The organism is Paraburkholderia tuberum STM678, from assembly GCF_902833905.1.
GTDB classification, from domain to species: domain Bacteria; phylum Pseudomonadota; class Gammaproteobacteria; order Burkholderiales; family Burkholderiaceae; genus Paraburkholderia; species Paraburkholderia tuberum.
In genome coordinates this window covers 132,982-148,679 of the sequence record NZ_CADFGP010000009.1, presented here as the reverse complement: position 1 = coordinate 148,679, position 15,698 = coordinate 132,982, and the positions used below count along the sequence as shown (strand labels likewise).

Below are 15,698 nucleotides of genomic sequence, written 5' to 3'. Positions count from 1 at the left end.
CGGACGAGGTGCGCGATCTTCGGCCGCGCGGCCTTCCCGACGGCACGGCGAAGCCGCCTCGTATGGCGCTCATTTCCTGCCTGCTGGCCGATCAAATTTCTCGCGGAATTCTAAAGTGTCGTTTAATAAAAACGCCCTGCCCCACACACTCTGATACAGACGTTACGAGCCGTATTTCCGCGTTACGACCCGCACGTGTATCGGGACGCCAATGACGCACACATCACCGCTTCGCCGCGGCGCGTTCAGACTTGTTGACATTCGACTTATCGGCAGGCGGGAGGGGAACTTGAATAGCCATGCGTCGCGTCGGAGGGCGCAAAAAAGGCCAGCCTTCGAAATCCGAAGGCTGGCCGATCTGCGTTTGACGGGCAGCGAACTAGAACTTATGCCGGATCGCCGCGCGCACGACGACCTGCTTCGACGTCGACGACGGCGACTGCGTGCCGGGGATGAATGCGAAATCGAGGATCGACAGCGTGGAATCGCCGGTGACCTGTTGATAGGCGCCCTGCAGATAGAGGTCGGTGCGCTTGGACAGGTTGTAGTCGGCCATCAGGCCGAACGTATGGATGCGCGGCTTCACGCCGCCGTTCGATGCGTCGTAGGTTTCCATCGTGTACACGTACTGCGCGCCGACGAACAGCACCGGCGAAATCTGATATTTGCCGTTGAACTCGAAGTTCTGATACTTGAGCGAATTCAGCAGCACGCCCGGCGGTGTGACGGGCACGAGCGGCACCAGCGGCTCGATGCCGAGATAGCCGTTTGCGGTCGGCTCCAGGTAGTTCGAATTGCTATAGACGAAGCCCGCCGTCGCCGGTCCGAACGTATAGGTGATGCCGCCGCCGAACACGCGCAGGCGCGTCGCGACGAAGCCGGCGTCGTTCGCGGTGATCGCCCCGTTCGAGCCGTTGCCCGGATTGTCGGCCTGCAGATAGGCGGCCGCGACCAGCAGCCCACCGTACGTGTACTGGCCGCCGAAGCTGTAGGCGCGATTGTTGGCGAAGTTCGTGTCGTTGCTGAAGCTGTAGGTGCTGCCGAACTGGAAGCCCGAGATCGACGGGGTCGTGTACTTGACGGTGTTGTCGAGGCGGAACGTGTTGTCGGTGTTGTCGTTGTCGTACGGATGCGAGAACAGCTCGCCGCCCCAGTTGCCGTTGGCCGTGGTCTGCGCGAGATAATCGACGACCGAGTCATATTGCCGGCCGAACGTCAGCGTGCCGTACGCCTCTGAACTGAGTCCGACGAAAGCCTGCCTGCCGAACAGGCGGCCGCCCTGCCCGAGCCGCCCGGAATTCAGATCGAAACCATTCTCGAGCTGGAAGATCGCCTTCAGGCCGCCGCCGAGATCTTCGGAACCCTTCAGGCCCCAGCGGCTTCCCTGCGCAAGACCGCTGGCGAGTTCATAAACATGGCCGTGGCCGACATTGTTCGTGTAGTTGATGCCTTCGTCGATCACGCCGTACAGCGTGACGCTAGTCTGCGCGGCGGCAGGCGCGGCAAGAACGGCAGACGCAGCAATGGAGACAGCCAGCGCGAACACTTGCTTGTTCATGATGATCTCCCTGCACCGCGAGTGATAGGACAACTCGATCCGGCCGCTTTGTTCTCTTTGCTCTTTATTCTCGTCACTTTTCCAGCAGTTCTGAAGACTGCTCCAATGGCTGCGCTTTTCCGGAAATCCTCACATGACATCGTCCGGGCGTCCATGAGTGGATGCGCCAAGCATCGAGAATGTTGCTAATTCTCCACTGCGTGTTGCTGCCTCTTTTTTCGTAACGTCGCTTCAGGTAAACAGCAGCCGCTGCTGCCCGTCTCGCTGCGTCATTGTCATGAAAAGAAATATAATCCTGCGCCTTGCTGCGATGCAACGGAACTCGGCGTCACCGCGAAGGTCATCTTCACAGCCCGCTGACACGGCCGCCTTGCGATACCGGTCGAGCGTGGCGAGATGGGCCACAGGCGACGCCGGCACGGATCACCTCACCGCCGCAGCACCGAATCCCATATTAAAAAGCCTTGTGAGACGCCCGCCGCGCTGGATCAGCGCGCCGTCGCACGGGGCTGCTTTTGACGCAAACAATGGCCAAGTCATCTTCCCGCCTGATCGAGCTCGACTTTTTCCGCGGACTGGTTCTGCTGATCATCGTCGTCGATCACATCGGCGGCAGCATTCTGTCGCGCGTGACGCTGCATGCGTACGCGCTGTGCGATGCCACCGAAGTATTCGTGTTCCTCGGCGGCTTCGCGACCGCCACCGCCTATGCGACGCTCGCCGAGCGGCGCAATGAGACGATCGCTCGCGGCCGCTTCCTGCGCCGCTCGTTCGAGATCTATCGCGCGTTTCTCGTCACCGCCGGGCTGATGCTGCTGGTCAGCGCGGTGCTAACCGCATTCAGCATCGACGGGCCGAATCTCGCCACGACCGATCTCGACGACCTGATCGACACGCCGCTTGCCGCGCTGCGCGACATCGTGCTGCTACGCCGCCAGCCGTACCTCGCGTCCGTGCTGCCGATGTACGCGTTCTTCGCGCTGCTGGTGCCCGCGATCCTGCCGCTCGCGCGCAGCAAGCCTTGGCTGCTGGTCGCCGGCAGCGTCGCGCTGTGGGCCGGCGCACCGGCGGTCAGCCAGTACCTTCCCGCCGCGCCCGACATGCACTGGGACTTCAACCCGTTCGCGTGGCAACTGATGTTCGTGCTCGGCGTGCTCGCGCGCTGCCAGCCGGTGTATCAGCGCACCAGCGCGCATCGATCCGGGTGGCTCGTCAGCGTGCTGGCGTTCGCGGTGGTCGTGGGCGCCGCGTACTACAAGCTCGTTCTGCTGGATGCGCCACTTGCCGCGAGCCTCAAGCAGAACCTGTCCTACCTGCGCGCTGGGAACTTCCTCGCGATCGCGTGGCTCGTCGCCAATCTGGTCGAGCTCGGCTGGGCGAAGAAGGTCGCGCGGCGGCTGCCGTGGGTCGGCGTGATCGGGCGTCAGGGTTTGCTGTGCTTCATTGCCGGCGCGGTGATTTCGCTGGTGATCGACTCGCTGCTCTACGCGGCGACCGATGGTTACCTGAACTATCCGCTCGGACTGCTCGCCGATGCGGCCGCGGTCGGCGCGCTGTTTGCCGTCGCGTTGGCCGTGGAACCGCTGAAGCGGGTCGTCGGGCGGCTCGTGGACGGGCGGCTGCGGACGTCGGGCTGAAGAACTTTTCGGCAACGTTTCGAGCGCCCTTCGAGCGCGTCCCTGACGCGTCGCGATTTTCGGGGCCCTTGACGTCCCCTTGGCGCCCGAAGAACTTTGCGCGCATAAAGCGCCGTCCTTCTCTGCGCCACTTTCCATCTCAAATCTGGCGCCAATGCTGATAGCATGACGGCCGCGCGCGAGTCCCGCGCCCGCCGGCCTTCCCTACTGACATGCGTCGATTCCTCAGTTTCGCCCTCGCACTGCTTGCCTTCGCCGTCGGCGCGCCCGCGTTCGCGTTCGCGAGCACGGTCGCGAGCCGCAGCTTCCATTCCGATGCGCTCGGCCGCGACTGGAACTACACGATCTACCTGCCGGGCGGCTATCGCGCGGACGGTCCGCGCCTGCCGGTGCTCTACCTGCTGCACGGCAATAACGGCGACGCCAACGACTGGCTCACGCAAGGTCATTTGCAGAACGCCGCGGACACGCTGATCGAGCGCAAGGAGATTGCCCCGGTCGTCATCGTGATGCCACAAGGCGGCACGGACTGGTACGTCGACCGCAAGGAAAAGATGGAGAGCGCGTTCTTCGACGATCTGCTGCCCGAGATCGAAACGCACTACGCGGTCGCGACGCAGCGCGGCGGCCGGATGATCGGCGGCGTGTCGATGGGCGGCTTCGGCGCGCTGCGCTACGCGCTGACGCAGCCCGAGATGTTTTGCGGCGCGCTGCTGCTCAGTCCGGCGATCTACGCGAACGAGCCGCCGCGCGCGTCGGCGGCGCGGCGGGTCGGCGTGTTCGGCGAGCGCCAGTTCGATCCGCGCGTGTGGCACGAGCTCAACTATCCGGCGCAGTGGGACCGCTACATGAGCCAGGCGTACCGCCTGCCGATGTTCATCGCATCCGGCGACGACGACCTCGAGATCCAGGCCAACGCCTCGCAGCTATACACGCACCTGCGGCTCGCGGGCAATCCGGCGGCGCTGCGCATCATCGACGGCGGCCACACGTGGGACGTGTGGAGCGCGCTGTTGCCCGCCGCGCTCAAATACACGCTCGGCTGCGTGAAGCCGCCGGCGCAGGAGCATCCGTCGAATCAGCGCCCTTGAGCCGGCGCGGCACGCGAGGCGCACGGCCGCCCAGCCCCGCGTCCCTCGACGCCCGCGCTACTCCACGAGATCGGTCCACAGCACCATCAGCACCGTCATCAACGCGGGGCCGATGAAAATCCCCAGCAGCCCGAACGTCTCCGCGCCGCCGAGAATGCCGAACAGCACGAGCAGAAACGGCAGGCGCGTCGAGTTGCCGATCAGCACAGGCCGCACGAAGTGCTCGGCGACGAACACGACGACCGCGCCGAACACCAGCAGCCCGGCCGCCGCGACCATCGAGCCCTGCACGAGCAACCACAGCGCCGCAAGACCGAACACGATCGGCGCGCAGAACGGCAGCATCGCGGCGATCGCCGTGACGAAGCCGAGCAGCGCCGCATGCGGCAGCCCAGTCGCGAAGTAGGCGACGCCAAGCAGCAGGCCTTCGCCGACGCCGACCACGATCAACCCCGACACGGTGCCGCGCACCGCGGTACCCATATGCGCGACGAGGTCCGCGCCGCTATCGCCGAAACCGCGTCGCGCGGCCTTCAGCAGCGAGCCGGACAACCGCGGCCCCGCCTGAAAAATCACGAACAGCGTGACCAGCATGAACGCGAACACCATTGCCGCATGCGCGGCGCGCGCGCCGAAAAGCCGGCCGAGCGTCATCACCGTATTGCTGTGCAAGCCTTTCATCGCGGCCGAGTCGCGCAGCGGCTGAGCAAGATTGGCCTGCCACCAGGAAGTGATCTGCTGCACGCCGAACGGCAGACGGTTGATGAAGTCCGGCAGCGCGATGCCGTTCTCCTGCACGCTGCGGAACCAGTCGTTCAGCTCGTGCGCCTCGCGCAGCGCCTGGGCGATGCCGAGCCCGACCGGCAGCAGCACGAGCACGGCGATCACCAGCGTGAAGACCGTCGCGAGCAAGGTCGCGCGCCCCTTGAACCAGTGGCTGCCCGCCACCTTGTGCAGCAGCGGCCACAGCGCGATCGCGACGACCCCGGCCCACGCCACCACCACGATGAAATCGCGCACCACCCACAATGCGAGCAGCGCGAGACCTATATAGAGCACGATCGATGCGGCCTTCTGCTTTTTCAGGCGCTCGGCGGCGACGGACGACGCTTCGGGAGAGTTGGGGGGGACGGCGGGAGGGCGTGGAATCATGTGAACTCTTGTGTTTTTGAACGGTGTGCGCGCGAGCCGACCTGAAAAATTCAAACCCGCTACACTGACGGCTCAGTTCGCCGCCCGACATTCGACATCTTAAAGGAAGCGTTGCCGCCTCTTTCCCGGCCGCCCGCCTCGTCGCGCCACAGGCAACACAGCGTTGCAAAAATATGCCTTATTAAAAAATTACATAAAAAATGCTTGCAACGCCTGTCATTTCGGCGAATCGCTAATGTCAAGTCTGATTATTGCAAATTCCGGAACGGTGTTTCAACGGTGACACAATAGCTATCCGGCGCGCGCGGGACTACATTCGGCACTCCACAACACGGAGCCGATGATGACCCTGGAGTCCATCCCCCTCGACGGTAGCAATGGCGTACGCATCGAAATTCTCGAGAGCTCCGACACGACGCTGGTGATCCGCTGGGTCGAGCCGGGCCGCTGCCACTACGGTGAGCAGCGCTGGCGCCGTCGCTCGGCGCATTCTTCCGGCACCTGCGCGGTGTCGCGCCGCAAGATCCGTCGCGGTGACCCGGTGTTCAAGCCGGCCGAGCGCCCGGCGCCGTCGAATGCGTCCGCGATGATCTGCGCGGAAATCCTCGAACCGCTGCTTGAAGCGGCCTGACGCACGGAACGTTCCCGAGTCCCGCGCACTAAGCGCGGGTTTCAACCCGTTGTTCCGGGGGCGATCTCCCTACTGCCCACGTGCCCTTAGCGAGCGCGTGCCCGGCGGCCGCGGCATCGCACGATGCGGCGCCGCGCCGGCCCCGCTGCCGGTTGCCGCCCCGCGCCTCGTGCGTTAAGGTGGACTCGTTGCGCCCGCCCGACCGCCGGCTCGCTATCCGGTGCCGGCCGCGCGCCTTCCACCACCGCGCCGCGCCCGCCGCGACGCCGTTTGAGGGACGATCATGGCAGAAGACACGCCGCAAACCCGCGCGGCCAACGCCGCTTCCACGCCTCCCGCCTCCTCCGCTCCTCCCGCTTTGCTAATCCCGCCGCAGCAGTTCTCTCTCGACGTGCTGCTCGAAAAGTATGCGAAAGGCGACGAGCAATCGGCCGACGATGTATATCGCCGCGTCGCGCGCGGCGTCGCCGAGGCCGAGCCGCCCGAATTGCGCGCGTCGGTCGAGGAACAGTTCGTCGACAACATGCGCCACGGCGCGCTCGGCGCGGGCCGCATCATGAGCGCGGCGGGCAGCGGCATCGCCGCGACGCTGATCAACTGCTTCGTGCAGCCGGTTGGCGATTCGATCCAGGGCGTCGATGAACAGGGCTTGCCCGGCATCTACGTGGCGCTGCTGCAGGCGGCCGAAACGATGCGGCGCGGCGGCGGCGTCGGCTACAACTTCTCCGCGATCCGGCCGAAGGGCGCGCGCGTTCACACCACGAGTTCGTCCGCCTCGGGTCCGTGCAGCTACATGGACGTGTTCGACGCGTCGTGCCGTACCGTCGAAAGCGCGGGCTCGCGGCGCGGCGCGCAGATGGCGGTGCTCGACTGCAACCACCCCGACCTGCTCGAATTCATCGAGGCCAAGCATTCGAAGGGACGCTGGAACAACTTCAACGTGTCGGTCAGCGTCACCGACGAGTTCATGCGCGCGGTCGAAAACGACGAGCCGTGGCAACTGGTCCATCGCGCCGAGCCGTCGCCGGCGCTGCGCGCGGCCGGCGACGTGCGGCAGCGCGAAGACGGCCTGTGGGTCTACAGCGAACACCCGGCGCGCGCGATCTGGGACCGCATCATGCGCTCGACGTACGACGTCGCCGAGCCCGGCATCGTGTTCATCTCGCGGATGAACGAGGACAACAATCTGCGCGCCGTCGAAACGATCCGCGCCACCAATCCGTGCGGCGAGCAGCCGCTGCCCGCGTACGGCTGCTGCAATCTGGGGCCGCTCAATCTGACGCGCTTCGTCGTCGATCCGTTTGCGCAGTTGCAGGGCCGCCAGCCCTCGTTCGACTGGGACGGCCTCGCGCGGCGCACCCGCACGCAGGTGCGTTTTCTCGACGACGTGCTCGACGTCACGCTGTGGCCGCTGCCGCAGCAATACGACGAATCGCGCGCGAAGCGGCGCATCGGCGTCGGCTTCACCGGCCTCGGCGATACGCTCGTGATGATGGGCCTGCGCTACGACTCGCAGGAAGGCCGCGATTTCGCGGTGCGCATCGCGCGGCTGATGCGTGACGAGGCGTATCGCGCCTCGGTCGAACTCGCGAAGGAGCGCCGCGCGTTCGAGCTGTTCGACGCCGCGCGCTATCTGGAAGCCGGCACGTTTGCCTCGCGCCTGCCCGATGACATTCAGCAGGCGATCCGCCGCGACGGCATTCGCAACAGCCACCTGCTGTCGATCGCGCCGACCGGCACCGTGAGCCTCGCGTTCGCCGACAACGCGTCGAACGGCATCGAGCCGGCGTTCTCGTGGACTTATACGCGCGTGAAAGTGATGGCCGACGGCGGCCGCGAATCGTTCGACGTCGAGGACTACGCGTACCGGCTCTATCGCGAGCTCGGCGGCGACGTGAGCCGGCTACCCGACTATTTCGTCAGCGCGCTGCAGATGTCGGCGCGCGACCATCTCGACATGATGGCGGCCGTCCAGCCATACGTCGACACGTCGATCTCGAAGACCGTCAACGTGCCAGCCGACTATCCGTTCGACGCGTTCGAAAGCCTCTACTTCGATGCATGGAAAAGCGGGCTGAAGGGCCTTGCCACCTATCGCCCCAACGACACGCTCGGCGCGGTGCTGAGCGTGACGCCCGCGCAGGCCGACGACACGCTCGCCGAGATCGACCAGGACCCGCTGCGTATCGCGATCGATCATCGGCCCAGAGGCGAGTTGCCGGCGATCATCGAGAAGGTCGAGTATCTGACCCAGGCGGGCAAGAAGTCGCTGTACGTCGCGGCGTCCTTCATCGAGGTGACGGGGCGGCTCGGCGGCGAGGACGTGACGATCGAGCGGCCGATCGAGTTCTTCATTCCGACCGGTCAGCGCGACGAGTCGCAGCAGTGGATCACCGCGACGATGCGTTCGCTGTCGCTGGCCGCGCGCGGCGGCTTCGTTGCGCGCAATCTGCAGGATATGCGCAAGGTGTCATGGGATCGCGGACAGGTGCGGCTTGGCGACGTGCAGCGTCTCGACGGTCACCGCGCGCCGCGCTGGCACGATTCCGAAGTGGCCGCGCTCGCGTTCGCGATCCAGCAAATCCTGTATCGACGCGGCTTTCTCGACGCCGAGGGCAATCAGGTCGCGTCGCGGATGCTCGCGCGTTTGCCGCGCGGGCACATGAAAACCGACATGGCGCTGTCCGCCGATTTCGGCATCCGTCCGAATCCAGCGGATAGCGCCGACACCTTGCTGCAGCCGAACGGCACGCAAGGACTGCACACGATGCTCGGACGCAAATGCGCTTCGTGCGGCGCGAATGCGGTGATTCGCAAGGACGGCTGCGATTTTTGTACCGCGTGCGGGGAGGTGGGGGCGTGCGGGTAGTGTGAGGCGAGGAGCGCGCTGGCCCGGAGGCCAAACGCGCTCGTTGAAGGCTATGCCTCACCCCACCCTCGCGTAGTAAAGATTCTGCGGATGCTTCGCCTCCGCGAAGAAAAACCAGCGCTCCGCCACGAGCCCCGCATACTGCACGAGACAAGCCGCGGCCAGCAAGCCGAACGACCCGCCGGGCGAACGCAGCCCCGCGCCCAGCACGATCAACACGACCGGCACGACGAACGCACTCACGAGAAAGCCCCATTTGACGCCACGCAACGTCCGCGCCGATTTGCCGTGAAAGAACTCGCGCAAATTGAACGCACCGGCGGTGAAGCCTCGTGACACCTGCACGAGCTTCGGATTGCGGATGCCCGTCGCGCTCTGCACCGTCGATTTCGGCCGCAAGCGCGCATTGCGCATGAGCGACGCGTAGCGGCTCGCGCATCCCGCGAGCGTCAGCAGGCACGCGCAGACCGCCAGTCCCGCCGTCAGCGCGGGCGCGAACCATGCGCTCAGTGCGGTCGCGAGCGTCAAGCCCGATGCGCAGCCGAGCAGCACGAAGTTCACCAGCGTCAGCGGCGTCGCCCACTCCTGCAGAAAGCGCAGGCATGCATAGATCATCGCGGTGCAGACGAACAGCGCGGCGCTCGCGAGCACACCGAGCCAGCCGAGCGCGAGCGACCACGGCGAGCCGAGCCAGTGCGCGACGCCATACAGGAACGCGCACGCCAGGAACGCCGGCAGGCACAGGCATTCGCGCGACAGCCACGAGGTGCGCCACATCGCGATCGCGCGCCACGCGCGTTCCGGATGGCCAAGATGGAAGAACGACGCGATCAGACCAAGACCGCCCAGCAGCACCGCGAGCGCCGCGCCGCTCACGTAGAACGCGGTGGCGGCGGGTTGCGCGACGACGCCAAGGCACGCCGCACTCTCGACACCGACAAGCGCGATCAACAGCCCCTGCGCCGCGCCGCTCAGCGTGGTCAGGAAGACTACGGAAAAAGCCGGATTCATCGTATGGCCTCGTTGTCGTTCAAATGCGCTTCGCGATCGACGCGAGATGCACTTCGCCATGCGCGAGCTGCCCCTCGAGCTGCGAGTCGGGCGAGCCCGGCGTGTGCATGACATCGCCGGTGGTCGTTCCTGACGATTTGCACGAGCACCCGTCGCCGCCGCAACTCGCGGACGTGATCGGCACGCGCGGCAAATAGTGATTCGCGGGGCGCGTGCCCCACTCCGGCATCAACTGATAGCCGCCGCGCTCGCGGATCGCTTGCGACACCACCGACTCCGGATCGTGGATATCGCCGAACAGCCGCGCGGATGTCGGACATGCGAGCACGCAGGCCGGCTTGCGATCGCGCTCGGACAGATGCTCGTCATGAATGCGATCGACGCACAGCGTGCACTTGGTCATCTCCTTGCGCGCTTCGTCGAGTTCGCGCGCGCCGTACGGGCACGCCCAGGCGCAATACTTGCAGCCGATGCAGCGATCGAAATCGACCAGCACGAGACCGTCTTCCTTGCGCTTGTAGCTCGCGCCCGTGGGACACACCGGCACGCACGGCGGGTCCTCGCAATGCAGGCACGACTTCGGGAAATGGATCATCTCCGTGTCGGGGAAGCTGCCCGCTTCGAAACTCTGCACACGGTTGAAGAACGTGCCGGACGGGTCCGCGTCGTACGGATTGAAATCGGCGAGGCTGCCCGATTCGCCTGACGTGTTCCACTCCTTGCAGCTCGTCACGCACGCCTGGCATCCCACGCATACGTTCAGATCGATCACCAGCGCCATCTGGGTCATTGCAAGCTCCTTGCCGTGGCTTTAGCGGTCGTCGCCGTTATGTTCGGCGCGGCGCAACGTCCCGCGCAGGCGAGCCGCGAATTCTCCGCGTCCCGCGAAATAGGTCTGGACGATGCGCGACACCACGCTCTTCTGTGCAACCGCGCCGGGCAATTCGGGCATCGCCTCGAACTGCGGCAGCGTGTGCCGCGCGTCGGCTTCGGCCGGATAGATGCGCACGCGCACGTCGTACCAGGCGGCCTGGCCCGTCACCGGATCGGAGTTCGACATGCGCGCGGGTGCCTCGTCGCAGCCCGGCAGCTCGTCGGTGATCAGGTGATTGAGCAGGAAGCCGCGCTGCGATTCGTTCGCGTCGGGACCGAGATTCCATGCGCCCGCCGCTTTGCCGATCGCGTTCCACGTCCATACGGTGCCCGGTTCGACGGTCTCGCTGTAGCGCGCCATACAGCGCACGCGGCCCCATTGCGATTCGACGTAGATCCAGCTGCCATCGGCGATGCCGTTCGCGCTCGCCGTTTTCGGATTCACATAAAGGTAGTTTTCCCCATGAATCTGCCGCAGCCACGCGTTCTGCGAATCCCACGAGTGATACATCGCCATCGGCCGCTGGGTGACCGCGGCGAGCGGGAATCGCGCGAGATCCGTCGCCGCGCTTTCGAGCGGCGCGTACCAGAACGGCAGCGGATCGAAGTACCTGTCGACGCGCTCGCGCAGATGGTCGGGCGGCTGCCGGCCGCTCGTGCGTCCTTGCGCGGCGAGCCTGAACTTCTGCATCACGTCCGAGTAAAGCTGGATCAGAATCGGTTCGCTGAATTTGCGGAAACCGTTTTTGACCGCCCAGTCGAGATACGGTCCGTTGCAGTTGCGCATGTACTGCAAGGTCTCGGGCAAGCGGTAATGGAATACGCAGTTGTTCTTCGCGTACTGCTCCCATTGATTCGGATTCGGCTCGCCGACGAGCGCCTTGTCGCCATCCTTGCCGCGCCAGCCGATCAGAAAGCCGACGCCGGAACCGGGCGACGTGGTGTGATTGACGATGAAGTCCGGATAGTCGCGAAAGCGCCGGCCGCCATCCGCATTGGTGAACGCCGGAAACCTCAGGCGCGACGCCAGTTCGATCAGCACTTCCTGGAACGGCTTGCATTCGCCGGTCGGCGGCACGACCGGTACACGCACCGAATCGACGGGGCCGTCGAACTCGGAGATCGGCCGGTCGAGCATCGACATCGCGTCGTAACGTTCGAGGTAAGTCGTGTCCGGCAGGATCAGATCGGCGAACGCGGTCATCTCCGACTGGAACGCGTCGCACACGACGAGAAACGGAATCTTGTAGTCGCCGTTGGCGTGTTTGTCGGCGAGCATCTCGCGCACCTTCATCGTGTTCATCGACGAATTCCACGCCATGTTGGCCATGAAAATCATCAGCGTGTCGATGGGATACGGATCGCCGCGCCACGCGTTGGTGATCACGCTGTGCATGACGCCGTGCACCGCGAGCGGATATTCCCACGAGAACGCCCGGTCGATGCGCACCGGGGCGCCGTGCTCGTCGATGAACAGATCCTCGGGCGCGGCGGGCCAGCCTAGCGGGCCCGTCGCAAGCGGTGTATTGGGCTTCACCGCGGCGGGGTCGTTCGGTGGTTTCGCCGATGGCGGCACCGCGCGCGGGAACGGCGACTTGTGACGAAAGCCGCCGGGCCGGTCGATCGTGCCCAGGAGCGACATCAGCACGGCGAGCGCGCGGATCGACTGAAAGCCGTTCGAATGCGCGGCGAGCCCGCGCATCGCATGAAAAGCGACCGGGTTGCCCGTGACCGTCTCATGCGTTTCGCCCCACGCGTCGGTCCAGCGGATCGGCAGCGTGATGCGGTGCCGGCGGCCCGTCTCGATCATCTCGCCCGCGAGCCGGCGGATCGTCTCGGCCGCGATGCCGGTGATCGCCGCCGCCCATTCGGGCGTGCACTCGGCGACGCGCTCGCGCAGCAATGCAAACGACGGCGTTACCGGCTTGCCGTTGTCGAGCGTGTAACGGCCGTCGAGCGCGGGCCTCACGCCGCTCGCATGATGCGGCACCGCGCGCTGGGTGGCCGGGTCCCACCACAGATGATTCTGCGGAAACAGCGGATTGCCTTCGGCCCGTTCGGGATCGCGCACGAACAAACCGAAGTTTTCGCTCGCTTCGTCGAGATCGATCAGCTCCGCCGCGTTCGTGTAGCGCTGCACGAACTCGTGATCCCACGCGTCGGCGGCGATCAGTTCGTGCAGGAACGCCATGAACAGCGCGCCGTCGGTGCCAGGCTTGATCGGCACCCATTCGTCCGCGATCGCCGCATAGCCGGTGCGGATCGGATTGATCGCGATGAAGCGGCCACCCGCGCGCTTGAACTTCGCAATCGCGATCTTCAGCGGATTCGAATGATGATCTTCCGCGGTGCCGATCATGAAGAACAGCTTCGCGCTGTCGAGATCCGGTCCGCCGAATTCCCAGAACGAACCGCCGATCGTATAGATCATGCCGGCCGCCATGTTCGACGAGCAAAAGCCGCCGTGCGCCGCATAGTTAGGCGTACCGAACTGTTTGGCGAACAGGCCGGTCAGCGCCTGCATCTGGTCGCGGCCCGTGAACAGCGCGAACTTCTTCGGATCGCTCGAGCGAATCGCGGCGAGACGCATTTCGAGCACGTCGAACGCGGTGTCCCACGAGACCGGCTCGAACTGCGCGCTGCCGCGCTGCGCGCCGGCCTTGCGCATCAAAGGCTGCGTAAGGCGCGCGGGCGAGTACTGCTTCATGATGCCGGAGGCACCCTTCGCGCAGATGACGCCCTGATTGAGCGGATGCTCCGGATTGCCGTCGATATAGCGCACCTCGCCGTCGCGCAGATGCACCCGGATGCCGCAGCGGCACGCGCACATGTAGCAGGTGGTGGTCTTGACATCGAGCCGTTCGTTCTGCGTGCGGGCGTGGTGCTCCATGGCCATCTCCGTCGTTGCTTCTGGTGGGCCGAAGCGCGCGTCATACGCGCTGCTCATACGATACCGACCATCGTATTCGCACCTGCCTCACAAGGGAAATCGCGATTTGCGAGCAAAACTATCTGGCGCACCGATAGTTTCGGTTTCGCTTTCAGCTATGCGCTTTTTTTCGACGGCGTGTCCAGTCGGGTGAGATCGGTTGGGTGCGCTGGGACGCTCGTTTAAGCGCGGCCCTCCAGTTGCGCGATCAGCGCATCCGGAATTTCGACGCCCTCCTCGTATGCGGCCTGCGCAAGCTGCTCCCGGCGATAACCGGGCAGGCGCACGTCGTCATCCATCAGCATCATCTCGATCAGCGCCTCGACACGCGACAGATACGCGTCGTCGCCGGCCAGCGCGCCCGGGTCGATCACCCAGAACAGGTGGCCGATGCGCGAGCGCTCGCCCTCCTCGGTCAGGAACGAGCCCGCTTCGCAGCCGAAGTTCGCGCCGCTCAGCGCGCGCGGCGCTGCTCGGCCTACCAGCGCTTCGTCTTGATGTTGTGCACGTGGGCGTGCTCGCCGGCCTTGATCGGCGCGACCACCTTGCCGATGTCGACGCCGTACTTGAACACCGTGTCGCCAACGGCCATGTCCTTCAGCGCGATCTTGTGACCGATCGGAATGTCCTGCTTCGCCGGCACGGTGACGATTTCGTCGTCGTCCATGATCCATGCGTTGAGCAGCGTCCCCGCCTTGATGCCCTCGACCACCGCCACGCCGACCGTGTCTTTCGCCTCGTGCAGCACGATGTGGATCGTTCTGCGCGGCGCCGACGCACCCGCTGCGGTGTCGTTGATGTCTGCCGTGGGATTGCCCATGAGCTTCTCCATTCGTAGTTTGAATGCGGTGAGGGTGCCGCCGGGGCAGCGCAGCCAGGTGCGCCGCGGTGAATCGATATTAGGCGGCGACTTACCCAATGTCAACTAGGTCATATATATGTGTTAGACGACTGGGCGAGAACCGGGCCGTTGTCGCGATTCACCGACAACATACGATTCATCCAGATGGATTAGATGACCTGGTCGTTTAGAATCAGGGCAGGTTCAACCCCGGCGAGCGGCACGACTCGCGTATCCCAGAGGTTTTCATGAGCACGCTCGCGATCAATGCGCCCGCAGTGGGAGGCACACGGTACAAGGAGGTCAAGAGCGCGATTCTCGCGGCGCTCGCGGCCGGCGAATGGAAAGGCGGCGAATGCATTCCTTCGGAAAAGCGCCTCGCCGAACGCTTCGGCGTGTCGATCGGCACGCTGCGCAAAGCCATCGACGAACTGTGCGCCGAGAACATTCTGATCCGTCATCAGGGGCTCGGCACGTTCGTGGCGATGCATCAGCGCGACCGGCACTTCTTCCGCTTCTTTCGCATCGTGCGGCGCGACGGCGACAAGGCCTACCCGGTCGTCACGCTGATCGGGTTCAGGAAGGCGCGTGCCTCGCGCGAGGCGGCCGCCGCGCTCGGCATCGACACCGGCGCGCGCGTTCTGCAGTTCGTCAACGGGCTCGCGCTGCACGGCAAGACCGTGTTGATCGAACATATCACCGTGCCCGAAGCGCTGTTTCCCGGCTTGACGGAAAGCAAGCTACGCAACCGGCCGAACACGCTGTACAACTTCTATCAGGACGGTTTCGGCATCAACGTGGTCGAGACCGATGAGCATGTGAGCGTTGCGCTCGCCAATGAGCTCGAAAGCACACAACTAGGCGTCGAAGTCGGCGCGCCGCTGCTCGAGATCCGGCGCATCGCGTACTCGTATCACCGCAGCGCGGTCGAACTGCGCATGTCGCGGCTCAATACCGAGGAGTACGAGTACATCGGCACGCGCGCGGCGCGCGACGATCAGAAATAGCGGACCTCGGTCGCCGCCTGCGCTTCATATCACATCTGCGCAAAAACGACAGGCCAATCGTCTTTCATTTTCGGCCGGCGCCAACCTGTCTAAAATAGC

General features: G+C 65.0%; 13 protein-coding genes. 5 read left to right on the top strand and 8 right to left on the bottom strand.

The features are described from left to right. Positions 1 to 379 precede the first annotated feature (379 nt). Together HWY30_RS10420 and HWY30_RS10415 are read right to left on the bottom strand one after the other, a co-directional pair. Positions 380 to 1,558 carry a porin gene (locus HWY30_RS10420; protein ID WP_090805998.1) on the bottom strand — a complete coding sequence of 393 codons (1,179 nt, stop codon included), beginning with the start codon at positions 1,556 to 1,558 and terminating at the stop codon, positions 380 to 382. Between the two features lie 73 nt (positions 1,559 to 1,631). Next, positions 1,632 to 1,874 carry a hypothetical protein gene (locus tag HWY30_RS10415; RefSeq protein WP_143037192.1) on the bottom strand — a complete coding sequence of 81 codons (243 nt, stop codon included), beginning with the start codon at positions 1,872 to 1,874 and terminating at the stop codon, positions 1,632 to 1,634. A gap of 211 nt (positions 1,875 to 2,085) precedes the next feature. On the opposite strand from HWY30_RS10415, the gene HWY30_RS10410 reads away from it, so the two are divergent. Then, positions 2,086 to 3,195 carry an OpgC domain-containing protein gene (locus HWY30_RS10410; RefSeq protein WP_090806001.1) on the top strand — a complete coding sequence of 370 codons (1,110 nt, stop codon included), beginning with the start codon at positions 2,086 to 2,088 and terminating at the stop codon, positions 3,193 to 3,195. Between the two features lie 212 nt (positions 3,196 to 3,407). Then, positions 3,408 to 4,286 (top strand): alpha/beta hydrolase, encoded by an 879-nt coding sequence (locus HWY30_RS10405; RefSeq protein ID WP_090806003.1) that lies wholly within the window; start codon positions 3,408 to 3,410, stop codon positions 4,284 to 4,286. A gap of 57 nt (positions 4,287 to 4,343) precedes the next feature. Here the strand turns inward: HWY30_RS10405 and HWY30_RS10400 are convergent, their stop codons facing one another. After that, entirely contained in the window at positions 4,344 to 5,438 is a 1,095-nt protein-coding gene (locus HWY30_RS10400) for an AI-2E family transporter (protein WP_090806004.1), read from the bottom strand. Between the two features lie 343 nt (positions 5,439 to 5,781). Here HWY30_RS10400 and HWY30_RS10395 point away from each other — a divergent pair, with 343 nt between their 5' ends. Then, a complete protein-coding gene (locus tag HWY30_RS10395) occupies positions 5,782 to 6,069 on the top strand; it encodes a DUF3331 domain-containing protein (protein WP_013091570.1) in 288 nt (95 codons plus the stop codon). Positions 6,070 to 6,352: 283 nt separating this feature from the next. Next, positions 6,353 to 8,938: an adenosylcobalamin-dependent ribonucleoside-diphosphate reductase gene (locus tag HWY30_RS10390; RefSeq protein WP_090806006.1), complete on the top strand. Its 2,586-nt coding sequence runs from the start codon at positions 6,353 to 6,355 to the stop codon at positions 8,936 to 8,938. Between the two features lie 57 nt (positions 8,939 to 8,995). Here the strand turns inward: HWY30_RS10390 and HWY30_RS10385 are convergent, their stop codons facing one another. The 5 genes from HWY30_RS10385 to HWY30_RS10365 form a co-directional block, all read right to left on the bottom strand. Then, positions 8,996 to 9,949, bottom strand: coding sequence for a dimethyl sulfoxide reductase anchor subunit family protein (locus tag HWY30_RS10385; RefSeq protein WP_090806010.1), 954 nt, complete (start codon positions 9,947 to 9,949; stop codon positions 8,996 to 8,998). A 19-nt stretch (positions 9,950 to 9,968) separates the two neighbouring features. Continuing rightward, a complete protein-coding gene (locus tag HWY30_RS10380) occupies positions 9,969 to 10,739 on the bottom strand; it encodes a 4Fe-4S dicluster domain-containing protein (RefSeq protein ID WP_090806011.1) in 771 nt (256 codons plus the stop codon). Between the two features lie 21 nt (positions 10,740 to 10,760). Further along, a complete protein-coding gene (locus HWY30_RS10375) occupies positions 10,761 to 13,712 on the bottom strand; it encodes a molybdopterin-dependent oxidoreductase (RefSeq protein ID WP_090810064.1) in 2,952 nt (983 codons plus the stop codon). Positions 13,713 to 13,933: 221 nt separating this feature from the next. Continuing rightward, positions 13,934 to 14,209 carry an Ldh family oxidoreductase gene (locus tag HWY30_RS10370; RefSeq protein ID WP_425199366.1) on the bottom strand — a complete coding sequence of 92 codons (276 nt, stop codon included), beginning with the start codon at positions 14,207 to 14,209 and terminating at the stop codon, positions 13,934 to 13,936. A gap of 20 nt (positions 14,210 to 14,229) precedes the next feature. Beyond that, positions 14,230 to 14,571 carry a UxaA family hydrolase gene (locus tag HWY30_RS10365; RefSeq protein ID WP_208524309.1) on the bottom strand — a complete coding sequence of 114 codons (342 nt, stop codon included), beginning with the start codon at positions 14,569 to 14,571 and terminating at the stop codon, positions 14,230 to 14,232. Positions 14,572 to 14,840: 269 nt separating this feature from the next. Between HWY30_RS10365 and HWY30_RS10360 the strand changes: the two genes are divergently transcribed. Continuing rightward, positions 14,841 to 15,599: a GntR family transcriptional regulator gene (locus HWY30_RS10360; protein WP_090806013.1), complete on the top strand. Its 759-nt coding sequence runs from the start codon at positions 14,841 to 14,843 to the stop codon at positions 15,597 to 15,599. The last annotated feature ends 99 nt before the right edge of the window (positions 15,600 to 15,698 follow it).